The organism is Streptomyces sp. NBC_01142 (assembly GCF_026341125.1).
In the GTDB taxonomy this organism is placed as follows: domain Bacteria; phylum Actinomycetota; class Actinomycetes; order Streptomycetales; family Streptomycetaceae; genus Streptomyces.
In genome coordinates this window covers 1,758,892-1,782,025 of the sequence record NZ_JAPEOR010000003.1, presented here as the reverse complement: position 1 = coordinate 1,782,025, position 23,134 = coordinate 1,758,892, and the positions used below count along the sequence as shown (strand labels likewise).

The following is a 23,134-nucleotide window of genomic DNA, read 5'->3' as shown; positions in this document are numbered from 1 at the left end:
GTTGCTGCGGGGGCTGGGGGTCGGGGTTGCGGAGAGGTTTTGGCCGGGCGGCCCGGTGCCCGGCCGGCGTTCCGGCTCGGTATGCCGGTGGCTCCCAGGGGGCGGGAGTATCCCGTCGCCGCCCACACCCCCCCCCTGGACTTTTTGTCCAGGCTGGACTTAAAGTCCAGGCATGGGGAAAACGGAAGAGGACAGGGACCCTCGTGTGCGGATGTGGGCGCCGGTGTGTCAGGCCGTCGCGCTGTTGCTCGGTCCGTACGCCGAGGTGGTCCTGCATGATCCGGACACCGACCGGGTCCTGGAGATCTGGAATCCGATGGCCTCCCGGGGCCCGGGGGATCCTTCGCTACTCGGTGAACTGGACGAGCTCGACCCGTCGGCGCAGGACGTGTACGGGCCGTACGAGAAACTCCTCGCGGACGGCCGTCGTCTGTCATCGGTCAGCGCGGTCCTGCGGGACGCGCAGGACCGGCCGTCGGCGGTGCTGTGCATCAATCTCGACCGCACGCCGCTGGAACAGGCCGCGGCGGTCCTGTCCGCCTTCGGGGCGCCGGCCCTGCAGCGCCCCGAGCCGTTGTTCGAAAAGGACTGGTCCGAGCGCATCCAGCAGGTGGTCGGCAGTTATGTCCGCGAAACGGGTCGCCCCGTCGAACGCATGACCCGCCAGGACCGCCTGGCCGTCCTCGGCCGGCTGGATGAGGCCCGGGTGTTTGCGGTGCGCCGCGCCGCGCCGGTCGTCGCCGGGGCCCTGCGGGTGTCCCGGTCCACCCTCTACGGCCTGCTGGCCGAGCTCAGAGCATTGAACGCAAAGGACTGACAACCATGACCCGGCTGCCCGACTTCCGTCTGGAAACGTACTTCTCCCGCTGGGAGTTCACTGCCCGCCACCACCTGACCGCCTCCGACGTCCAGACCATGACACTCGGCGAGCTGCTCGCTCTGGCTGACGACAAGGACAGGGACGCCTTCGAGAACCTGTCCCTGGGCTACACCGAGACCTTCGGCGACCCGGCTCTGCGCGAGGTGATCGCCCAGACGTACGGGCACGCCGACGCGGACGACGTCATCTGCTTCGCGGGCGCCGAGGAGGCCCTCTACCTGGCGATGAACGTCCTGCTCGGCGCGGGTGACCACGCGGTGGTGGTGACCCCGAACTACCAGGCCGCCGAGACCGTGCCGCTGGCGCTGTGCGAGGTCTCCGGCGTGGCCCTCGATGCGGACCGGGACTGGGCCCTGGACCTCGACACGGTGGCGGCGGCGATCCGGCCGAACACCCGGGTGATCTCGGTGAACTTCCCCAACAACCCCACCGGCAAGGTCATCGGCGCCGCCGACTTCACCGCGCTGGCCCGCCTGTGCGACGAGCGCGGCATCCACCTGTTCAGCGACGAGGTCTACCGCGGCCTCGAGCGCGACCCGGCCCGCGCCCTGCCGCAAGCCGCCGACTTGTCCGAGCGCGCCCTGTCATTGAACGTGACCTCGAAGTCCCTGGGGCTGCCCGGGCTGCGCATCGGCTGGATCACCTGCCGCGACCGCGCGCTGCGCTCGCGCCTGGAGCGGGCCAAGCACTACACCACCATCTGCAACTCCGCGCCGAGCGAGGTCCTGGCCCGCATCGCGCTGAAGGCCCGCGAGACGATCATGGAGCGCAACCGGGCCCTGATCACGGCCAACCTGCCGGCTTTCGAGACGTTCTTCGCCGAGTTCGCGGACGATTTCGAGTGGCAGGCACCGGACGGCGGATGCGTCGCCTACCCCCGATACCTGGGCGCCGACGGGGTGGAGGGATTCTGCACCCGTCTGGTGGAGGAAGCAGGTGTCCTGCTGCTGCCCGCGAGTATCTACCGCTCCGAGCTCACCGCCTCCCCCGCCGACCGGTTCCGCATCGGCATCGGCCGCCGCAACCCTGAAAAGGGCCTGGCGGCCTTCGCCCAGTGGATGCGAGCACGCCGATGACTCCCCCCGTTTTCGGCACGGCCGCCATCACCGGGGCCGCCACCTCACAGCTGGTCCTCGACACCGTCCGTGACGCGCTGATCGCGCATGCCGAAGGCCGCACCAGCGTGCCGCCGCCGCTGCACATGGACTTCCCCGAAGCCGGCGGGGACTGCCACGTCAAAGCCGGCTGGATCACCGGTGCCACCGACTTCACCGTCAAGATCGCGACCGGCTTCTACGCCAACCCCGGCCTCGGCCTTCCGTCCAATCACGGTCTGGTCTGCGTCGTCAGCGCCCGCACCGGACAGGTACGCGCGCTCCTGGACGACCGTGGCCTGCTGACCGCCTGGCGCACCGCTGCCGCGGGCGCCCTGATCACCCATGCCATGGCCCGGCCCGGCGCCGTCACACTGGCCGTCTTCGGCACCGGCGAACAGGCCCGCCTCCAGGCCACCTGGCTGGCAGGGCTACGCCCGCTCAGCATGGTGCTGGTCCACGGCCGCAACCCGCACAAAAGCAATGCCCTGTGCGACGAGCTCAACGCCCGCGGCCTGCACGCCCGGCCCGTATCGGCACAAGAGGCGGCCGACGCCGACATGATCATCACCACGACTCCGGCAACAGCCCCCGTCCTGGATGCCGCCCACGTGCGCGAGGGCACGCACGTGACCGGCATCGGCACAGACATGCCGCACAAGAACGAGCTGCCGCCGGCGCTCTTTCACCGCGCACGGCTCATCGCAACCGACGACCACGCCCAATGCCTCGACCACGGTGACTTCGGCCACGCCGTCCGCGCCGGCGCCGCCGCCCAGGACGGCGACACCGCCGCCGGCCTGCTGCTCAAAGGACCCGTCGACCGGCCGGACACGGCGGTCACGGTCGCCGACCTCACCGGAGTCGGAGCACTCGACGCGGCACTCGCCTCGGCCGTCCTCGACCAGCTCCTGCCGTGAACACCCCAGACCGGAGAGAGCCATGACTGTCATGGAACTCCCGGGGCCGACACGGAACGAAACGTCAGACACCCCGAGCTGTTCGCCACCTGTCCGTGGCAGGGCGAGAGCAGAGCCTGCTCCGGTGTCAGGGTGCCGTTGCGCCCGCCCCGTTCAGCTCTGGCGTGATCACGTGCCGGCGCGGCCGCGGCCGACAGCCCGTACCCGGCGACCCCGGTGACCCCGGCGAACTGCCGCGCGGCCTCGCCACAGCGAGCACCAGCGCGTCGCCGTGCACGGCGGCTCCAAGACACGGCTCAGCCGCCAACGTCCGGCACCCGGCGCAACTCGCCCTCAGAGGTTCCGCAGCGCCCTGCAGCCCCCCCTTCCCCACGACCAGCAGCACCCTCGCCCCCGACCTGCTGTGCGACCCGACCCCGCTACGGCGCGCAGCGGCGCAGCGGCGGAACGGCGCAGCGGCGGAACGGCGCAGCGGCGGAACGGCGCAGCGGCCACAGAACCGGACGGTCCGGGCGCACACTCCTTGCCCCAGGACCGCTCCGCACACGGCCACCGTCCCCCTCCCCCCTCCCCTCTCCCCTCTGCCCTCTGCCCTCTGCCCTCTGCCCTCTGCCGTCTGCCGTCTGCCGTCTGCTCCGGCCCGTACCCCTTCAACAACAGGGACCGGCCTTCTGGCGGTTGCGGGTTCACCCGGGAGCGCCGTCCGCGACGGCCGGGCCGGGCCGCGGCCCGGTTCTTCAGCGGTCCAGGGCGCCGGTGACGGCAAAGCCGTCGAGCATCTGGCACTGCTGTGAAGAGTCAGTGGTTTCCTGCGCGCAGGCCGGCATTTGCGCTCACGGACTCTGCGTCATGGAATCCGCGCCGTGAGGCATGCTGCCCGGCCCCCGCCCCCGGCTCCGCCGCCGCCCCCCCCTTGAGCGTCGGCCTGCGCCCGTGGGGTACCCCGCCGTAGCGGGCGGCATTCCTTGAGCACGACAGGCGAGACCGATATGGACTTACCGCATGTTTCCGGCATTGTGCTCCATGCTGGTTCGTGCCGCGTCAGGCCCCGCCCGGGGCACCGCCCCCTCGCCCGGGGCGGGATGCGCGCACGTGCGAACGACCGGAGGACCATGTACAGGCAGGATCACACCCGTCCGACCCCTCCCACCCGGCGTGCCGTACTCGGCGCCGGGATCGCCGCAGCGGGATCCGCACTGCTCACCGCCTGCTCCGGCAGTGGCGCGGACCCCACAGCCGGCGCCGGAAAGGAGGTCGCCGGCCCCGGCCCCGGAGGCTCCGTCTCCACGGACGGCAAGAAGGTCCGGCCCACATGGACGCCCAGCCCCGAAGGCAAGCTCCGCGGCCTCACCTTCACCGCCACACCGGCCACGGTCGAGATCGGCGGCGGACGCACCGTCAGGACCTCGACCTACAACGGCGAACTGCCCGGCAAAGCGGTACGGATCACCGCCGGCGACACACTCGAGATGACGCTCGCCAACCACCTGCCCGAACCCACAACGATCCACTGGCACGGCATCGCCCTGCGCAACGAGATGGACGGCGTGCCCGAGGTGACACAGCCGCCCATCAAACCGGGCGGGTCGTTCACCTACCGCTTCCAGGCGCCGCACCCCGGCACATACTGGTTCCACCCGCACCTGGGCCTGCAGATCGACCGCGCAATGTACGCGCCGCTGATCGTGGACGACCCCAACGAGCCCCTCGCCTACGACGCGGAATGGATCGTCCTGCTGGACGACTGGATCGACGGAGTCGGCGGCTCCAGCCCCGAGGACGTCTTCGACCAGCTCCGCAAGGGCAAGCCCGCCATGGGCCACGGCGGCTCCGCGCACCAGCGCGGGCACGACCGGGGCACCCGGCCCGTACCGTCCAAACCCTCCGGAGGAATCGCGGCCGGATACGGGCCGCCCGGCGCCCGCGCACCGGAGCCCGACGACGCGTCACCCTCACCGCAGCAGCAGGGGAAGGGACACGGCCGGCTGATGACGGGCGCCAGCAGCCCGCTGCTCGGCGGCCACGCGGGCGACGTCGCCTACCCGCACTACCTGATCAACGGACGCACACCCGACGACCCGACCCAGTTCCGGGCCAGACCCGGCGACCGGATCCGGCTGCGCATCATCAACGCGGGCGCCGAGACCGCGTTCCGCGTGGCACTCGGCGGCCACCGGATGACAATCACCCACAGCGACGGCTTCCCCGTACACCACCACCGGACGGACTCCCTGCTCCTCGGCATGGGCGAACGGTACGACGTACTGATCAGCGCGAAAGACGGCGTCTTCCCGCTCACCGCACTCGCCGAAGGCAAGAACGGCGCCGCCATGGCGGTCCTGCGCACAGCAAGCGGCGCACTGCCCGGCCCCACCGCCCGCCCCGCCGAACTGCGGCGCGACGTCTTGTCCTCAGCACGCCGACTCAGGCCCCACGAAACCGTCGAACTCGACCGGCGCAGACCCGACCGGATCCTCAAACTCACCTTCACCGGCGGCATGAAGAACTACGACTGGGGCATCGACCACCGCCCCTACTCGCCCGACCGCGTCCACCGCATCGAACACGGCGAACGCGTGCGCCTCGTCGTCATCAACGCGACCGACATGTGGCACCCCGTCCACCTCCACGGCCACACATACGCTCTCGCCGGCATCGACTCCCGCGGCGCCCGGAAAGACACCGCCCCCGTCCTGCCCCACAACAAACTCGTCCTCGACTTCGACGCCGACAACCCCGGCCACTGGATGCTCCACTGCCACAACATCTACCACTCGGAATCCGGCATGATGACCACCCTCACCTACGACGCATAGCTCACCCACCAGCGCCCACGTACCAGCGCAGGCCGAAAACGGACCGAGTGCCGTGTGCCGACCAACCGGCCGACCCGGTTCTGCAGATCAGATCTCCAGGACGGCTGACGTGGTCTCTCCACAGGGTGCGGGCATCGTCCAGGTGCAGCAGCGCGATGTACCACCACAGGCCGCCCCTGCCCTGCGGACCAGATGTGGACCACAAGACCACCTCAGCCCCACAGCGGGCCGGGAACCAGCAAGTCAGAGTACGCGGGGGGCAAGATCTCACACCCTCTTGAAAACCCTGAGGGCCACAACGAAGAACGGACCACCGCATGAGACACAACGCCGGCGACGCGGCCGGGTTCCAGAATCAGTCCCCGCTCCGGAGCCTGGCCCCGACCGCCCGACGGCAAACCGAACTCCCGACGAGCCTGCCGACCCACGCTGCGGAAACGACACTGCCCAGTGTCCAAAGAGTCCAGCAGAAGAAAGCCCCAACACTCAACACGGGCGATACGCCGAGACAGGACCGGACGCATACCGGCGTGTCCGGTCCACTGCTCCAGCCGGCGGCAAGCATGCCCGTATCCACCGCTTCACAACCGCTGTACTGCCGGCAAAAGCATGCGCGCAACCGCCGACGGACGGTGGCTGCCCAGGCCGGCTGCATGCGCCGCCTGCGCTGTCTACCACGGTAGATCCATGCCGGACACCGCGCCGGATCAATGCCGGCCGGCCACCGCCCCGCCGGCCGGTGTCCGCTCGGCCGGTGTCCGCTCGGCCGGTGTCCGCGGGCCTCGCGGACGCGGCACGGCGGGACTGCCCGCCGGCGAAGACACCACACCGCGGGTGGGGTGCCGGCACCCCCGCGCGTACGTGCGACCGCGGACCCCGCCCCGTACTCCGCGATGGTTCTCCCGGGTGGTCATGGGAGCGGGACCGCCCGGGGCGGGTAGTCAGCAGATCTGTGCCACCCGCCCCTTTCCCGTACCCGACCTCGACGGAGCCGTCGTGAAATTCGGAGTCTCGACCTTCATCACCGACCAGGGCATCAGCCCCGCCCCGCTCGGAACCGCCCTCGAGGAACGTGCGTTCGACTCATTGTTCATCGCCGAGCACAGCCATATCCCGGCGGACCGCCAGACGCCCTACCCGGGCGGCGGCGAGCTGCCGGAAATGTACTACCGCACCCTCGACCCCTTCATCGCCCTGACCGCGATCGGTGTGGTGACCGAGCGGCTGCTGCTGGGCACCGGCATCGCACTGATCCCGCAGCGCGACCCGATCATCACGGCGAAGGAGGTCGCCTCGCTCGACCTGATCTCCGGCGGCCGCGTGATCTTCGGCGTCGGTGCCGGCTGGAACCGTGAGGAGATGAGGAACCACGGCACCGACCCCTCCACCCGCGGCCGGCTCACCGACGAGCGGCTGCGCGCCATGCGAGAGCTGTGGACCGCGGAGAAGGCCGAGTTCCACGGCGAGTTCGTGAACTTCGACCCGGTCTACGCCTGGCCCAAACCCGTACAGCGCCCCCATCCGCCGATCTACGTCGGCGGCGGCGAGGGCGCGTTCGGGCGGGTGGCGCAGCTCGCAGACGCCTGGCTGGCCAACAGCCTGCCGCCGCAGGAGCTCGGCCCGCTGATCGAGCGGCTGCGCGCCCTCGCCGGCCGGGAGGTACCGGTCACGGTGTACGCGGCTCCCGACGATCCCGAACAGATCGAGGGATACAGCAGACTGGGGGTCGAGCGGCTGCTGTTCTACCTGCCGACAATGCCCGAACAACAGACGCTGGAGTACCTGGACCGGCTGGCCGCAGTCGCTGCCCGGTACCGCTGAGACACCACACACCGCGACACCCCGGAAGAATGCGGGACCAACCCGACAACCCACAACCGCAGGAACCGCCACAACCGCCACAACCGCCGTGACCGCCGTGACCGCCACAACCGCCGGAAAGGGGTGCGATGCCCGCTCTGACGAGCACTGAGGCACAAGAGCTGTTCGCCGCAGCGCGCATCGCCCATCTCGCGACAGCCGACGCAACCGCCCACCCCCACCTGGTACCGGTGGTGTTCGCCCTGGACAGCGACACAGTAACACTGGCCGTGGACCACAAACCGAAACGGACAACACGGCTGAAACGCCTGGCCAACATCGCCGCCAACCCGTCGGTCTGTCTGCTCACCGACCACTACGAAGAAGACTGGAACCGCCTGTGGTGGGCCAGAGCCGACGGCGAAGCCCGAGTACTCCCCCCACCGGACCAATCCCCCCACGCCGCCCACTGCATCAACCTCCTCACAGCGAAATACCAGCAGTACGCCGACCAGCCCCCCACCGGACCCGTAATCGAAGTCTCGGTCCTGCGCTGGAGCGGCTGGCACGCAACATGAACCGCACACCACCCACACACCAACCCCGCCACCACACCCGAAACCACAGCAACACACAGACCACCCAATACAATCCCTCTGCCGGCCGATCACCACCCGCCGCCCCCCAGAAAGCCACCACCCCACCCAGCCCCCGCCCCCGCCCCCAGCCGACCCCAAACAACCAACCACCCATTCTGAGCAAGGCCGGCCAACGAACCACCCACACACCCACCCACCCACCACCGATCCTCGCCACCCTCACCCAGACATGCAACGCCCTGCACCAGACAGGACACGGCCAGCACCACAAGTACGGAACACCGGCACCCCACCGAACCGGAACCCCACCAAGACAACGGCCAACGGAAAACGTCCCAAGCGCCGTTGAACCACACGGCAACCTGCACAGGCACACGCACCCGATGCCAGGAGCAGCGGAGCTCCCGCCTGCGACCTGTACGTGAATCTCGGCCTGCAACGAGATCGTGGCCGTGTCCTCGCCCCCCGCCGAGTCCTCGCCAGGCCGAACTCGTCGCTCAACAACTTCCCAGCTGTTACTGGTGGCCGGAGGGGTAATGGCCGACCGCACCGCGCGGCGCCGCCGGGCCCGAACCAGCCGATCCGCTCCGGCAGAGTGACACCCCCGAGGCCAGCCCGGTCCCGCACCCGGTGGGAGCGCACACGCGGGCGCGGAATCTCTGAAGGGAGGTTCCGGAGCAGGGCGGTCGCTATGGCATTCCCCTACAGCTGATGCTTCCGACATCAGGGCCGATAGACACATTCAGCCAAAGAGCCCCTCCGGGGCCCAACTCCTCTGCGGAGTACGGGAGATCCGGACGAGTCCCGGGGGGAGTGTGCCTGCCTCCGGCATAGACCGACCCCCACAGGAGGGAGCGACAGAGAGGGAGAAGGAGAGGGAGAAGGGGGCGCGCGAGCAGCTCCACCCCACCACCACACGGGCCGAACAGGCCCACCACCACCCCACACACCCAGCGCGACGGCGGAGCCGACGCGCAGGCGACCCACAGGCCGCGCCCGATCCCCGAGGCCGCCGCCCGACCACACCCGCCCCCCATCCCTTACTCATCCTTCTACCGGTGCGGGACAGTGGCAGCAGAGGGGATGTCAGCAGGCCGACCACGCGCCCGCAGGCCGTTGACCTGGGGTGGCGCGGAGGCCGACCGCCACGGCGCGCAACGTCCAGCGCAACACCTGACGCAACATCAAAGCGCAACATCCACCGCAACATGGGGCGCAACAGACCTTCCGTCCGCAGCTAACATCCTGACGGAATCGTCCGCCGAGTGCACGGTGCTAAGGACGCCCCCATGACGGGTCTGGCGATTCAGGCCCGCACGGTCGCGAACTTCCTGCCCCCGCTTGTCCAGCGGGTGGGCGCGAGCATCGTGCACAACTCCGACGCGAACTCTGTAGCACGGGAGGGGACTTCTGGGCGCGCTCCGCGCTCCCTGAACGGGTGAGGCGCGCGCTCCGCGCATGGCGTGGCTCGCCACCGCGCCCCGCAGCAGCCGCGGCTGCTGCGGACCGGCCATCGCCGAACTTCTCCGTGGTGCCGCCCTCCGCGCAGTGCGTCAGCGGCCTTACCGAGGCTGGTCACGGCTCCACAGCAAGGTGTCCGTGCGCGCCGGCGCAACCTCGTGGTCGGGGGCATGGATGCCGACCACGGTCCAGACCGCGAGGCTGTTTCGAGTTCGTGACCATGGTCGGGGCTTCGTGGTCGGGGGTCTGGTTGGGGCCAACGGGTTTTCTCATCACCAACCGAAGGTTCTGACGGAAACCTCCACGGCTCGCGGAAGGAACTTCCCACATGAGCAGCGCTTGGACGTGCGTCGGCTGCGGCGTGCCCAACGTCGCCTCGACTGGAGCCGCCCAGTGCTCAGCGCCCAGGCCGCAGGCGTGCGTCGAAAGGAACTTGCATGACCAGCCTCGCACTGAGCACTCCGGCCACCAGCTTGGCCCCCAGCCCCGCTGAACCCCTGCGTCACCAGGTGCTGGCCGCGCTCGCCCAGCACCGCATCGCCACCACCAGCCAGCTGCGCCGGATGCTGCGGCCGGACGGCACGCGGCAGCTGCTGTCCCGCGTTCTGAACAAGCTGCGCTCCGACGGCTTCGCCAACTGCACGGTGCTGCCGGATGCGAACCGCTCACGTACCAACGCCTGGTATCTCACGCAGGAAGGTTCGCGTCTGACCCGGGATCTGCCTGTCCTGCGGGGGCGGCCGCCCTACCCCATCACCTCGACTACGGCAGCGTCGTTGAAGACCCCGCACACGCTCGCCGTCGTGCGCGCGCATCTGGCCTTTGCCGCAGACGCCCGTCGGCTCGGGCACGAGCATGGCCCCTGGGACTGGACGCCTGAGGTGTCTCACTCCATCGGGGAGGGCGAGCGGATTGTGGCCGACGCTGTCATGTACTACACCGTCGTCGAGAGTGAACACCGGCGAAAGCTGCGCGCGTTCGTGGAAGTCGATCGCAGCACCATGAGCAGCGAGCGGCTGGCTGTGAAGTTGATCGAGTACGCCCGTCTGTTCCAGTACGAGGCCCAGCCCGTCGGCCGCCGTAGGCCGGCCGCCGCAGGTCCTGCCTGGCTCCGCTGGTATCCGGTCTTCCCCCGCGTGCTCTTCGTGCTCACCGGTGCCTCCCGATCCAGGCTGGACGATCGGATGAGCGATCTGCAGGCGATGGTTGCCCAGCACCCGCTCGTAGCGGCCCTCGCCCGTGAAGTCCGGCTCGGAGCCGCCGTACTGGAAGACATCGAGCAACACGGTCCCGCCCAGGCCGTGTGGGTGCCTCTGGCCGGCGGCAAGCCTCGCCCGTGGGCCGACCTGTGATGACTCCGCCGCTTCTTCTTCTCCCGTTTTGGCCTCACCATGCCGCCATCCAACGCCGTCGGCTTCTTGGCGGTTGAGGCAGGCGGCGTGGCGTCGCTTCTCCAGTTGCAGGTCACGGCCAGGTCGTACCTGGGTGCGGTGGTACTGCACTGTGGCGGTCTGCTGGTGGACGACGGAGGGTTGCGGGTCTTTGGCAGCCCCGTGGCCGGGCCGGCGCAGGTGGCGTCAGAATCGGAACGTGCCGAGATCGTGCACCGTGTCGGCCAGAGCGCGGACGAGATCGTTCTCGGCTTCGGTCCGCCAGACCAGGGCGAAGGCCATGGTCGACATGTCGGGGATGGGAAGCCATCGGACGTTCGGCATGCTCCAGTACTTGGTGACGTGGCTGGGGAAGCTGTGGATGATCTCGCCCATGCCGACCAGGTTGATCAGCTCATCGGCGTTGGCCACGGGCTTGATGCGCTCGATCGTCCGGCCTCGTGGGGTGTGGAAGGGCAAGTAGCTGTCCTCCCAGTAGTCCGGCATGTCCGGGGCGGTGGCGTGCGGGAAGTCGGCGAACAGCTCCAGTGGCACGGCAGCCCGTCCCGCGAGCCGGTGTTCGGTGGCCACGGCAAGGACCCGGGAGTCGGTGCAAAGGGTCGGCCCGACGGTGAGGTCCGGCTCTTCCACCGGCAGCCAGGCGACGACGACGTCCACGTCACCGCTACGGAGCTGGCCGAACGGATCTCTGAAGGGGGCCGGGCGGATCTGGAGTTCCCATTGCGGGCACCGTGAGCGGAACGCCTTCCAACAGGGATGAAGATCAAGAACGTTAAAGGGCAGCATGCTCACGCGGAGCCGGGCGGTGATGCCGCGGGCGGCCAGCCGGGCGCGCTCCAGGGATTCATGTAGGCCCGCGTAGACGGGTTGCAGATCGTCACGGAACTGTCGGCCGATCTCGGTCAGGCGCACAGTGCGGCTGGTGCGGGTGAATAGTTCGGCACCGATGCGCCGTTCCTGCTTCTTGATGGCCTGGCTGATGCGTGCCTGGGAGACGTGCAGCCGCTCCGCGGTCCGGCCGAAATGCAGTTCCTCGGCCAGCGCCAGGAATATCTCGATGTCCCGCAGCTCCACCGGCTCCCCAGTCCCTCCGGCGATAACCCAGCGGTTATCGAACCGCGCGGAAGTCTACATTGATCACGCCTGTGACCTGCAAGAAGGTTGAGGGCATGCAACCACGCATGGAGAACCCCGCATTCGTGTCGCCGGACGCGAGGACAGGTATCGGCAGCATCTGCAACACGGTCAACCCGGGCGGCATCCCCCCTGAGCTGAGGGAGATCGTGGCGCTACGCGCCAGCCAGATCAACGGCTGCAGTGCCTGCGTGTATGCCCACGTGCAGAACCTGCGCAAGGCAGGCGAGAGCGACGAGCGGGTGGCGGCGGTGGCCACCTGGCGGCAAACCCCGTTCTTCACCGATGCCGAGCGCGCCGCGCTGGAGCTGGCCGAGAAGGCCACGCGGCTGTCCGGCCGCTCTGCGGACGCGGTGCCGGACGAACTGTGGGAGCAACTGTCCGCACATTTCGATTTGCAGCAGCTATCCGTTCTGATCCTGTTGACCCGCGTGACCAGCATGTTCAACTGTCTCAACGCTGTGGTCCGTCAGCCGGTCGGCATGTCCTGGAGCTGACCATGAGCGACGCCATTGACTTGACCGTGATGTACGCGATGCACGATGCCCTGCGCCGGGAACTGGCCCATCTGGAGCGGATCACGACCGCCGTGGACCGTGACCCCCGGTATGTTCTGGCCACCGCTGCCGGATGGCAGCTGTTCCAGAAGTCTCTGCACGCCCACCACACGGCTGAGGACGACGCGTTGTGGCCGGCGCTGCGCCACAGTCTGGCCGGCCGCCCGCAGGACCTGGCTGTGCTGGAGGCACTGGAGGCTGAGCACGCCGCCATCGACCCGGTGATCGAGGCCATCGACGCGAGGCTGGCCGACCCGGAGACCGACCCCCTGCGGTTGTGCGAGCTGACCGACGCGCTGGCCACCGGCCTGGCCGGTCACCTCAAACACGAGGAGGACGCGGCGCTGCCGCTGATCCAGCGGGCATTGACGGCCGAGCAGTGGGGGCACTTCGGCCAGGTCCATGCGCAGCGGCTCGCCCCGGACGCGCCGGCGCTGCTGCCGTGGCTGCTGGACGGCGCCGACGAGCTGACGGTGGAGAGGCTGCTCGCTGCACTCCCCTCACCCGCGCGCGCCACCTGCACATCCCAGTGGCTCCCGGCTTACACCGTCCTGGACCGCTGGAGTCCCGGCACCGCGGACTGACGCGCTGTCACCAGCCGCCGTGACAGCCCAGGCATCGTCCAGAAGTACGTCACCCTCAATCGCGGGAGTCATCACCTTGTCCGAGCACGTCCATCTCACTGCGCTCCATGCCGTCCCGGCCGCCGACGCCGCGGCCTGGCATCAGGTCGTTGCCGCCTCGATGGCCCACGACCTGCCCGGAGTACCAGCTCCCGGCCCCGAGCAGATCCACGCCCAGCTCACCAAGCCCACCCTGGACAGCCACCGGCTGACCTGGCTGGCCACCACGTCGGACGGTGCCGCGGTGGGAGTCGCGGGCCTGCGGCTGTTCACCTCCTCCGGGCGGGACCACCTGGCCGAACTGGAACTCCACATCGACCCCGCGCACCGGCGCCAGGGCACCGGCTCACGCCTGCTGTCGGCGGTCGTGGCCGCCTGCCGCACCGAGAACCGGCGCAGCCTGATCGTCGAAGCCCCGGCCGACAGCCCGGGCGAAGCCTTCTGCGAGAGGTGGAGCTTCCGCCTGGCGCTGACCCTGGATCATCTGGTCCTGCGTCTGGACCAGTTGGACGAGGCAGCCATTCTCCGAAGCGCCGAGGCCGGGCACCCCGGCTACCGGCTGACCGAGTGGACCGGCACGGTTCCCGACGACCTTGCTGACGCCTTCGCCACCGCCAAGAACGCGATGAACGACATGCCCGTCGGAGACCTGGACTACGGCAGCGTGGACTGGGACGCCGACCGTGTCCGCGCCATGGCTCAGGTGATCGCCGACCGCGGCGACATGCTGCTGACCATCGCCGCCGTCCACGACGACGGCACCATAGCCGGATTCACGGAGATCCTGCTTCCCCAGGGAGCGTCGCCGCGAGTCCAGCAGTACGACACGGCGGTCGTGCCCGCGCACCGCGGGAACGGACTGGGGTTGTGGGTCAAGGCCGCCATGGTGCAGAGGCTGCGCGCCGAGCACCCCGGTGTCGTCGAGGTCGAGACCGACAACGCCGACGACAACGTCCACATGCTCGCGGTCAACCACGCCCTTGGTTTCCGCTCCTACCGGCGCACGCGCGAGTTCCAGCTCGACGTGCCCGCGACCTGATCCCCAACCACACCTTCTTGAAGAAAGCGAGCAGTCCATGCGCAAGCTGACCTACTACATCGCCGCCACCCTCGACGGCTACATCGCCGGCCCCGACGACCAGTACGACTTCCTCCCCTTCGAAGGGGAGGAAGCCGCCGCGATCCTGGCGAACTTCCCCGAGACCATGCCCACCCCCGCACGGGAGCCGCTGGGCATCGCCGACCGGGCCGCCCAGCGGTTCGACACGGTGATCATGGGCCGCGCGACCTACGAGCCGGGCCTGAAGCTGGGGTGGACCAGCCCGTACGCCCACCTCAGGCAGTACGTCGTCTCCCGCACGCTCATCAGTCCCGATCCGGCGGTGACCGTCGCGGGCGACCCCGTCGCGCTCGTCCGCGAGCTCAAGGGGCAGGACGGCCTGGACATCTGGCTGTGCGGCGGAGGCAAGTTGGCGGCCGCCCTGCGTGACGAGATAGACGAGTTGATCATCAAGCGGCACCCCATCGTCATCGGATCCGGCATCCCCCTGTTCGACGGCCCGTTCACCCCGACAAACTTCGCCCCGGCCGCCACGCGAACCTTCGACTCCGGCCTCACCATCAGCACCTTCTCGAAGGTGCTGCCCACAGCTGACGAGCAGAGCTGAGAGTCCCGTTGACGGCTACTACCCGCCCACCACACCGCATACCTTCCCAGGAGCTGTCATGAACGTATCCACCTCCACCCTCTCCCTGACCGTCGCCGACGTGGACACATCCCGTGACTTCCTCTGCACCCACCTCGGCTATCAGGTGGCCATGGCCGACGACGGCTTCGCCTCCCTGACCCGCGAGGACGCCGCCCTCGACATCGTCCTGCTTCGAAGAGGTACCGAAGTCCTCCCAGAAGAGCAGCGGGACCAGGAGGCGGGCGGCCTGATCCTCGCATTCACGGTCACCGACCTGGACGCCGAGGAAGAACGCCTGCGCGCCGCAGGGGCCCCCATCACCATGCCCCTGCGGGAAGAGCCCTGGGGCGAGCGGCTGTTCCAGCTGACCGACCCCAACGGGGTCATCGTCCAGCTGGTGGAATGGGCCGCCCCTGAGCAGCCCGCGGGCGGGGACGAGAACACCGCCATATCCGTGATCACCCCGTCGGCCGACCACGTCACCGTCTCGCCGAACGCCACCATGAGCGGCCTGGCGGCCCCCAGCCGTGGCAGCGCCGAACTCAGCACCTGGACCGTCACGATGGACGCCGGTGCGACCGGCCCTGAACACTCCATCAGCCGCGAACAGGTCTGGACGGTCACCGCGGGCGCTCTGGAAGTGACCTGCGGCGGCCGAACCGAGAAGGTCCTGGCTGGCCAGACTCTGATCCTGCCGCCGGACCTCGTCCGGCGGATCCACGCCCCGGAACAGGCCAAGGCCCACGTCGCGATGCGCTCCGACGCAGTCGCCTCCGTGCCCGGCACCGAGGGCACCCGCGAACTGCCCTGGGCACAGTGACCGCCGCTCCTTCGCACACCAGGTAGGCCCCGGGTGCCTCCGCGCTCCCGGGGCGAACCGCACCATCGTCGGCCGAGGCCGGAATCCACAGAAATGAGCAGTCGAAATGCGTGTGTTGTTGATGGCGTACGGGTCGCGCGGGGACATCGAACCGCTGGCGGGACTCGCGGTGGGGTTGAGGACGCTTGGCGCGGAGGTGCGGGTGTGCGCGCCGCCGGACGAGGACTTCGCCCAGCGGTTGGCCGGTATCGGTGTGCCGATGGTGCCGGTCGGCCCGTCGGCCCGCGCCCTGATGAAGGCAGGGCCGCAGCCGTCGTCCCTGCCCCAGCGCGCAGCCGAGATCATCGCCAGCCAGTTCGAGGCGGGCGCCGCGGCGGCCGAGGGGTGCGACGTGCTGCTGGCTACTGGCGCGATGCCGGCCGCGGCCGGAGCCCGGTCGGTAGCCGAGAAGCTGGGCATCCCTTCCGTGTCCGTCACTTTCCAGCAGCTCACCCTGCCGTCGCCGGCGCGCCCACCGCTGGCGTACCCGGGGCGGCCGTTCCCGTCGGAGGTGACCGACAACCGGGCGCTGTGGGACCTGGACGCCCGGAGCATCAACGCGCTGTTCGGCGACGCGCTCAACACGAACCGGGCGTCGTTCGGCCTGCCGCCGGTGGAGAACGTCCGTGACTACGTCTTCGGCGACCGGCCGTGGCTGGCGACGGACCCGGTCCTCGACCCGGCGCAGGAGGCGCTGGGCTTCGACATCGTCCAGACCGGTGCATGGATCCTGCCCGACACCAATCCGCTCCCGTCCGAGCTTGTGGCGTTTCTGGAAGCCGGTGCGCCGCCGGTCTACGTGGGCTTCGGCAGCATGCCTCTGCACACGTCGACGGGCGCTGCCCAAGTGGTCATCGAGGCGGTCCGGGCGCAGGGGCGCCGCGTGATCGTGGCCAGTGGCTGGGCCGACCTCGCCCTGATCGACGACCGGGACGACTGCTTCGTCGTCGGCGAGGTCAACCAGCAGGCGCTGTTCCCCCGGATGGCCGCCGTCGTGCACCACGGTGGTGCGGGCACCACGACGACGGCCACCCAGGCCGGCGCACCGCAGGTGGTGGTGCCCCAGATGGCGGACCAGCCCTACTGGGCAGGCCGGGTGGCCGAGTTGGGCATCGGCGTGGCACACGATGGTCCGACCCCGACCCTCGATTCTCTGTCGGCCGCGCTCAGGACGGCGCTGACCCCCGAGACCCGCGCGCGAGCGCAGGCCGTGGTCGGCACGATCCGCTCCGATGGGACGATGGTGGCCGCGAGACTGCTGCTCGACACGGTCAGCCAAGAAGGGCCGCCAGTATCCGTGTGACCCACTTGCAACCGTCGGGCCAAGGACGAGGCCCGGCACCGGGTTGCACCACCAACTGAGCATGCCCGGAATGCTTCACGACAGCAGCCCGACCGACGTCCTACGAACCCGCGACCACCATCTCCTGATCCCGTCGCTGGGGGATGTGAAAGGGCTGGTCATGGCCACTCGTTGATCGCTGCCAGGACCTGTCCGGGGGCCCGGTACCGGCCCTCGGTGTGGGTGCGCTTCAGGATCTGGGCGACTTGGTCGGCGAGCTGGACCATCAGCCGCTCGCGGGCGATGAGAGCGCGGGATCGCTCCGCCTCCCCTCGGCCTGGTTCGAGGGTGAAGGGATGCAGGTGCTGCGGGGGCGCGGACGGTGGTGGGGTGCGGAGCGTTTCCGTCATGAGCTGCTTCCTTCGAGTTGGTCGGTCAGGGCGAAGGCGCACGTCGCGCAGCGGCCGCCGCTGTCGGGGTGAGCGCGCCGGGGGGGTCGGCCCCGGGCAGGTGCCGCACAGCGGCCAGCAGAGGCAGGTCGGGCAGAGGTCTTCGCCGGGGGCGGTTCCGGGCACGCCGCATCCGGCGCATTCGACGAGAGCCCGGTAGGTCAGGGCCTCGCTCACTGTGTGGGCGGCGGACGCCGTCGATGACCGTTCGGTTGTCGACGGCGCGAGCGGCTCGTCCGGCGGGAGCGCGTGGTGGTGGTCTGCCACGGCGGCGGGCGGTGGGTAGGCCTGGGCGGCCCGCAGGCGGGCGGCGATGATCGCGCCGACCGTGGTACGCACCGGGTGCGGCAGGGGCCTGTCGGTGATGACGTGGCGCAGCTGCGCGGTATTCCAGCCGGCGTCCATCATCACGGTCACGACACGGCCCTGATCGGTCAGCGGTTTCCCGGTCAGCAGCAGTTCAGGACGGCTCGCGCCGATCTCGAGCAGCAGCCGGATACCCGGATGCATCTCAACCGCCGGGGGCGCGTCCAGCTGGTCCGTCCGTCCGGGCGCCCGGGCGGCTTCGCCGCGGTCGCACGGAGGGAGGGGTCTGGTGTTCTTAGTGCCGGGATCAGCCAACGCAGGATCAGCCAATCCTGGACAACCCGACTCTGGTTGTGACCTGGCGTTTTGCAGGCTGGGCAGGTCGGTGATGACGTACAGCGCCTGGCCGAGCGTGCCGTCTGCGTTGCGGTCGCGGTCGCGCAGCAGGAATCCGTGCTTCTCCAGCTCCTCCAGCCCGGTTGTCACCGTGTCCACGCTCTCGCGGCCGTGGCGGGCCAGGTTGGCGACGGTTACCTGCCAGCCGTCCCGGTGGGTGCTGATGTAGCCGAAGAGCCCCTTCGCCTTGAAGGAGATCCGGCAGTCACGGAACAACCCGTTGGCGATCTGCGTGAACTGATCAGCCGCCATCACCCCGCGCCGGATCCCCGCCCCGTACCCGGTCTCGCAGCCGGCCTGCGGGATGGACATCGGGGCCGAAGCGATTGCGCCGACGTCTGTGGTGGCAGGGCGGTCGGTGATGGAGTAGACGATTTCGTCGAGCGTGCCGTTCGGGCGGCGCAGGCGATCGCGGACGAGATAGCGGTGCTTCTCCAGTTCGTGCAGCCCGGCGCGCACCGCGTCCCGTCCGTCGGGGCCCAAGGCGACCAGGTTGGCGACGGTTACCTGCCAGCCGTCCCGGTGGGTGCTGATGTAGCCGAAGAGCCCCTTCGCCCTGTACGAGATCCGGCTGTCACGGAACAACCCGTTGGCGATCTGCGTGAACTGATCAGCCGCCATCACCCCACGGCGGACCCCGGCCCCGTAGCCGCTCATCGCGTCCAGCCCGAACAAGACGGCGCGTGGCAGCCGTGGAGGCCCACCGGTCCCACAGAAGTGGGGTGGGCGGTGGTCCCGGATGCGGGGGCGTGCGTGTGTCCCATGCCGTCAGCTCACCCGCCGACCCCGACCAGGCTGACGGCCACCAGCCCCGACCAACGGTCACGATCCGGCAACTGCCCGCCTACCTGCCGTGGTCGGGCGATGGTCGGGCCGAGACCACGCGTGCGCAGCGACGTCCTGCTCGTGCTGCGCAGCCCCGTTGCGCAGCCGCCGTTCCCGGAGTGTGCACGCGATGCGCGACGGGGCGAGGCTCGTGCGCAGTCACTTTGGGGCGAGCGCCTGCGCAACCGGGTGGGTGGCTTCGGCTTGTCCGGCTGCGCAGTCCCGGTGCCGCGTTGCGCAGCCGCCTGCCCCAGCGGCCACTGACGGTGTCTGCGCAACGGTTCCGGGAGCAGGTCGCCGCGATCCGTTAAGCCCGCACGCCGGTCACCGGCTGGGACCTCTCCCCCCGTCATGGACGAGCCGTGGTCGGGCCTGTGGTCGGCCCGACCATGACCCCGACCACGGACCTTGTGTCCCCATCGTGACCGTGGTCGGGGTCTCGTGGTCGGTGGTCGGGTCGGGGTCGCCGGGTGTTCTCAAGGTCAGCAACAGTCGTTCTGACCTGGGAGTTTGAACATGCCTTCTGGCAAGCAGGCCTCGGAGGGCGAGGCCCCCGCTGCGATGGCTGCGGGTGTCGCGCTGGAAGCGATGCGGCGCCGCGTACGCCTTTCGCGTCTGGCGGTCCTGACCGCCATCGCGGCCGGCCCGATCGCCCTGGGCGTCGCCATCACCTCCACCCCGACCGTCGTCGAGGCGGCCACCCCGACCAAGCCCACCGCCGTGCGCACCGCGGGAGTCACCGCCGACCCGGCCGGCTATGCGCAGCTGTTCGTCAGCGCGTGGCTGCGCAGCAGCGCGGATGACGCCAGGAGTGCGCAGGCCCGGCTTGCACAGTCGATGGCGCCGGACGTCGAGCTGCCCGACCCGGCCGCGGGTGCGCAGTCGAAGCCGGAGTCCGTGACGGCGGTGCGCAGTGCGCAGCGCGAGGGCGGCACGTGGTCGGTGACGGTGGCTGCGCAGTACGCCGACGGATCGGTGCGCTACTACGCCGTGCTGGTGGCCGTGGACCGCTCGGGCGGCTCGTTCACGGTGACCGGTGCGCCCGGCGTGGTGGCCGGACCGGCACGGGCTGAGGCGCCGACGTCGTCGTACGGCGTGAGCGTCCCGGAGGGTGATCTGTCCTCCGCGGTCGGGGAGTTCCTTTCCGCGTACCTCACCGGTGCCGGGGAGGTGAGCCGCTACCTCGCGCCCGGCGTGAAGGTGTCGGCCGTCTCTCCCGCCCCGTACACGACGGTCACGGTGCAGCAGGTGCTCGCTGTCGATGAGGCGGCCGCCGCCGAGCAGGTGCCGGCCGACGGCACCGAGGTGCGCACCCTCGCCCAGGTGGAAGCCCGGGACGAGGACGGGCGGTGGCCGCTGGGGTACGAGCTCGTCTTCAAGGCCCGCTCGGGCCGTTGGGAAGTCGCGGCGCTGGAGTCCGGGACGGTCCAGGACGGGGGTGCCCGGTGAACACGGTGCAGAGCCTGATGCTCGCCGGGCAGCTGGACGACCTCGGCGACTCGTGGATCAACATGTTCAAGGACTGGGCGACCAAGGGTCTGCAGGCCGGTCTGGTCTGCCTCGTCGTGGTGATCATGATCCAGAAGTTCAGCCTGAAGGCGGGAATCGGCGCCTTGCTCCTGATGATCATCGCGCTGGGTCTGTACAACTCCCGCAACAGCCTGGCGAACATGTTCGAGGACGAGGTGAAGAACCCGGCCAAGGGCGCACCCGCCGTCCCCGGCATCGTGCGCAGTTCCGATCCAGTCCCTTCCCTGTCAAGTCAGTGTGTTCAGGTTGCGGGCCTCGCGGCAGGGGCTTCTGGAGGTAGTCAACGCGCTGGGCTCGCGCGGGAGGGTGAAGCGGCTGGTTTTCCATTAATGCTCTACCCGGCCCCCATTAATGGAAAACCAATGCCGCTGAGGGCCCTGGAACTTAAGGGCCTGTGTGATGTCGTGATCAGTCGGCGACCTTCAGGAGGTCGTCGATCCAGATCATTGCGGCGCGGAGGTGGAGGCCGGCGAGGTAGCTCTCGGGCACCTTGTCGTAGCGGGTGGCGATTCCTCGCCAGGCCTTCAGCTTGTTGATCAGGCGTTCGGCGGTGTTCCGTTCCTTGTAGAGATCGGCCTCGTGGCTGACGGGCCGGCCGCCTCGTGCGCCTTCCCCCTTTCGGTTCGCGGCCTGATCTCTCTTCTCGACTCCGTGGGCGGATACAGGAGCGCGGTCACGCGTGGTGTGACTGGTGCATGGACGACTTCCTCGCGTCCGCTGTGGATGTGGACCACGTGAAGCCCCTCGCCCTCGGCGGGACGGACACAGACGGCAATGTTCAAGTGCTGTGCCGGGGCTGCCACAAGCTCAAGACGAGTACCGAATTCGGGGCCGCTGTTGCCCCGCACTGACACCGCCTCGCACGGACCCTGACCAGGTCCCTACGAGCGCGGAAGGGATGCAGTGCAGGCGCTCACACTGTGCGACCATGACCGGCTTCCCCCTCTGACCAGTTGCCGAGCTCGGCTCACGGGCAACGCTCGCGGCTGTTGGACACCGGGTCAACTGCCGCACCCCCAGGGCGAGAAGGCTTCTCCCAGGCTTCCGCGGAGGTTCATGTGTGCGATGCTGTCACCGGGGCGCAGGTTCGCATGCGCTACCGTGCAACGCGTTGCAGTGGACGGGGAACGAGGGGGAAGCATGATGCGTGAGATACAGGATCGGACCGGTCTTGGGCGCCGAAGTCGGCATGGTATGGCGCAAGTCGGGGCGAAGGTGGGCGCCGTCGGCCTCGTTGCGGTCGTAACGCTTTCGCTGAGCGGGTGTGGGGGTGGCGACTCGGGCGGTGCGCCGGACGGCAAGAAGAAGCAGGCAGCCGAAAAGCCGGCCGCCGCGGACCCCAAGGGCATGGGTCTGGAGATGAAGGGCGCGAACGGTGCGGTGCTCACCATCGACTCCGTGCAGCGGTTCGAGGGCGGTGTGGTGACCGTCCACGGCGAGATGCGCAACGAAGGCAAGGCGGCCCTGAACCCCGATCACTGGACCGGCGGCAACGATCTGTCGCTGAAGAACGGCTACTCCTCGTCGGGTGCCTCCCTGGCGGACCTCAAGGGTAAGAAGCGCTACTACCCGCTGCGGGACACCCAGGGCAACTGCCTGTGCAACCGGTTCCACACGGTCTTCCAGCCCGGCGACACGGCCCCGGTCTTCGTCCAGTTCCCGGCGCCGCCGGAGGGCACCACGGAGGTCGACTTCGCCATGCCGACCTTCGGCACCGCCCCCGTCAAGATCACGGTCGCGCAGTGAGGCCGGCGACGACGGTACGCACCGCTGCCGCCCGGCTCGCGGCCTGCGCACTCACCGCCGTATGCCTGACGACTTTCCCCGGTCTGTACAACGCCCCTGCGGCCCGTGCCGCCCCCTCGCCCAGCGCCTCGCCCGAGCCGCCGCCCGTTCCGGTCGATCCGCACGCCGAGGTCCTGGAGCTGGAGAAGGGCGCGGAGCTGGCCCCTCCGGTGGTGGTCGACATCCTCTCGGTCTCCGGAGACCTGTCCGGTGACTCGGGGCGCGAGGAATCGAACGAAGACATCAAGCTGACCCTCCAGTCCGAGGTCCTCTTCGCCAAGGACAGCGCGGAGCTGAGCGGCAGCGCCGACACCCGGATCGCCGAGGTCGCCGAGGAGATCAGGGAGAACGGCCCGCAGAAGGTCACGGTCCGCGGGTTCACCGACAACCTGGGGGCGTACGCCCACGGCAAGACCCTCTCCACGAAGCGCGCCGAGGCCGTACACAACGCGCTCGCCGCGAAGTTGGGTGCATCCGGGATCGCCTACGAGGTGGTCGGCAAGAGCGAGGATGACCCCATCGCGGACAACTCCACCGAGGAGGGTCGGAAGAAGAACCGACGGGTGGAGATCTCGTTCGGGCGGGGGACGGCGACGTAGGCGCACCCGGTCGACGGATTGTCCCCGCCGGGGTTTCACCTCGGGACACCAGTGCGCCTAGTGGCATTTATCCTGGGCTACATGGAAACCTGATGAACTGCCCCAGGGTCTGCGTGATGTCCTGATCGGTTGCCGGGTTC

The 23,134-nt window shown here is 69.4% G+C and carries 19 protein-coding genes and 3 pseudogenes; 19 read left to right on the top strand and 3 right to left on the bottom strand.

Features of this window, described 5'->3' with window-relative positions:
• Positions 1 to 172: 172 nt before the first annotated feature.
• From OG883_RS42340 to OG883_RS42305, 8 genes and pseudogenes are all read left to right on the top strand, one after another.
• On the top strand, positions 173 to 817 hold the full coding sequence (locus tag OG883_RS42340) for a transcriptional regulator (RefSeq protein WP_266553019.1): 645 nt from the start codon (positions 173 to 175) through the stop codon (positions 815 to 817).
• Between the two features lie 5 nt (positions 818 to 822).
• Positions 823 to 1,956: a pyridoxal phosphate-dependent aminotransferase gene (locus OG883_RS42335; RefSeq protein ID WP_266553016.1), complete on the top strand. Its 1,134-nt coding sequence runs from the start codon at positions 823 to 825 to the stop codon at positions 1,954 to 1,956.
• Positions 1,953 to 2,894, top strand: coding sequence for an ornithine cyclodeaminase family protein (locus OG883_RS42330; protein WP_266553013.1), 942 nt, complete (start codon positions 1,953 to 1,955; stop codon positions 2,892 to 2,894). Before OG883_RS42335 ends, OG883_RS42330 begins: the two co-directional genes overlap by 4 nt.
• 1,112 nt (positions 2,895 to 4,006) lie before the next feature.
• A complete protein-coding gene (locus tag OG883_RS42325) occupies positions 4,007 to 5,710 on the top strand; it encodes a multicopper oxidase family protein (protein ID WP_266553010.1) in 1,704 nt (567 codons plus the stop codon).
• Positions 5,711 to 6,706: 996 nt separating this feature from the next.
• Positions 6,707 to 7,531 (top strand): LLM class F420-dependent oxidoreductase, encoded by an 825-nt coding sequence (locus OG883_RS42320; protein ID WP_266553007.1) that lies wholly within the window; start codon positions 6,707 to 6,709, stop codon positions 7,529 to 7,531.
• A 128-nt stretch (positions 7,532 to 7,659) separates the two neighbouring features.
• Complete coding sequence (locus OG883_RS42315; protein ID WP_266553005.1) at positions 7,660 to 8,088, top strand: TIGR03668 family PPOX class F420-dependent oxidoreductase; 429 nt, start codon at positions 7,660 to 7,662, stop codon at positions 8,086 to 8,088.
• A gap of 1,919 nt (positions 8,089 to 10,007) precedes the next feature.
• Positions 10,008 to 10,922: a replication-relaxation family protein gene (locus tag OG883_RS42310; protein WP_266553002.1), complete on the top strand. Its 915-nt coding sequence runs from the start codon at positions 10,008 to 10,010 to the stop codon at positions 10,920 to 10,922.
• 39 nt (positions 10,923 to 10,961) lie between these two features.
• Positions 10,962 to 11,111: pseudogene (locus tag OG883_RS42305) on the top strand (DUF2625 family protein); the annotation flags it as partial.
• A gap of 36 nt (positions 11,112 to 11,147) precedes the next feature.
• Here the strand turns inward: OG883_RS42305 and OG883_RS42300 are convergent.
• Positions 11,148 to 12,035, bottom strand: a complete 888-nt coding sequence (locus OG883_RS42300) for a LysR family transcriptional regulator (RefSeq protein ID WP_266553000.1) — start codon at positions 12,033 to 12,035, stop codon at positions 11,148 to 11,150.
• A gap of 71 nt (positions 12,036 to 12,106) precedes the next feature.
• Here OG883_RS42300 and OG883_RS42295 point away from each other — a divergent pair, with 71 nt between their 5' ends.
• From OG883_RS42295 to OG883_RS42270, 6 genes are all read left to right on the top strand, one after another.
• Positions 12,107 to 12,592 (top strand): carboxymuconolactone decarboxylase family protein, encoded by a 486-nt coding sequence (locus OG883_RS42295; protein WP_323181070.1) that lies wholly within the window; start codon positions 12,107 to 12,109, stop codon positions 12,590 to 12,592.
• A 2-nt stretch (positions 12,593 to 12,594) separates the two neighbouring features.
• Positions 12,595 to 13,236, top strand: coding sequence for a hemerythrin domain-containing protein (locus OG883_RS42290; protein ID WP_266552997.1), 642 nt, complete (start codon positions 12,595 to 12,597; stop codon positions 13,234 to 13,236).
• 76 nt (positions 13,237 to 13,312) lie between these two features.
• Positions 13,313 to 14,314 (top strand): GNAT family N-acetyltransferase, encoded by a 1,002-nt coding sequence (locus OG883_RS42285; RefSeq protein WP_266552995.1) that lies wholly within the window; start codon positions 13,313 to 13,315, stop codon positions 14,312 to 14,314.
• Between the two features lie 37 nt (positions 14,315 to 14,351).
• Entirely contained in the window at positions 14,352 to 14,942 is a 591-nt protein-coding gene (locus OG883_RS42280) for a dihydrofolate reductase family protein (RefSeq protein ID WP_266552992.1), read from the top strand.
• 58 nt (positions 14,943 to 15,000) lie between these two features.
• Positions 15,001 to 15,783: a VOC family protein gene (locus OG883_RS42275; protein WP_266552989.1), complete on the top strand. Its 783-nt coding sequence runs from the start codon at positions 15,001 to 15,003 to the stop codon at positions 15,781 to 15,783.
• Positions 15,784 to 15,889: 106 nt separating this feature from the next.
• On the top strand, positions 15,890 to 17,125 hold the full coding sequence (locus tag OG883_RS42270; protein ID WP_266552987.1) for a glycosyltransferase: 1,236 nt from the start codon (positions 15,890 to 15,892) through the stop codon (positions 17,123 to 17,125).
• A gap of 158 nt (positions 17,126 to 17,283) precedes the next feature.
• Here OG883_RS42270 and OG883_RS42260 read toward each other — a convergent pair whose 3' ends face one another.
• Entirely contained in the window at positions 17,284 to 18,876 is a 1,593-nt protein-coding gene (locus tag OG883_RS42260) for a hypothetical protein (RefSeq protein WP_323181069.1), read from the bottom strand.
• Between the two features lie 720 nt (positions 18,877 to 19,596).
• Here OG883_RS42260 and OG883_RS42255 point away from each other — a divergent pair.
• Complete coding sequence (locus OG883_RS42255) at positions 19,597 to 20,529, top strand: conjugal transfer protein (protein ID WP_266552981.1); 933 nt, start codon at positions 19,597 to 19,599, stop codon at positions 20,527 to 20,529.
• Positions 20,526 to 20,825 (top strand): annotated as a pseudogene (locus tag OG883_RS42250) (hypothetical protein); the annotation flags it as partial. The gene OG883_RS42255 and the pseudogene OG883_RS42250, both read left to right, overlap by 4 nt.
• A 193-nt stretch (positions 20,826 to 21,018) precedes the next feature.
• Here OG883_RS42250 and OG883_RS42245 read toward each other — a convergent pair.
• Positions 21,019 to 21,255: pseudogene (locus OG883_RS42245) on the bottom strand (hypothetical protein); the annotation flags it as partial.
• Between the two features lie 50 nt (positions 21,256 to 21,305).
• Between OG883_RS42245 and OG883_RS42240 the strand changes: the two are divergent.
• From OG883_RS42240 to OG883_RS42230, 3 genes are all read left to right on the top strand, one after another.
• A complete protein-coding gene (locus OG883_RS42240; RefSeq protein ID WP_266552978.1) occupies positions 21,306 to 21,461 on the top strand; it encodes an HNH endonuclease signature motif containing protein in 156 nt (51 codons plus the stop codon).
• Between the two features lie 343 nt (positions 21,462 to 21,804).
• Positions 21,805 to 22,356, top strand: a complete 552-nt coding sequence (locus OG883_RS42235; RefSeq protein ID WP_266552975.1) for a hypothetical protein — start codon at positions 21,805 to 21,807, stop codon at positions 22,354 to 22,356.
• A complete protein-coding gene (locus OG883_RS42230; protein ID WP_266552973.1) occupies positions 22,353 to 22,994 on the top strand; it encodes an OmpA family protein in 642 nt (213 codons plus the stop codon). Before OG883_RS42235 ends, OG883_RS42230 begins: the two co-directional genes overlap by 4 nt.
• The last annotated feature ends 140 nt before the right edge of the window (positions 22,995 to 23,134 follow it).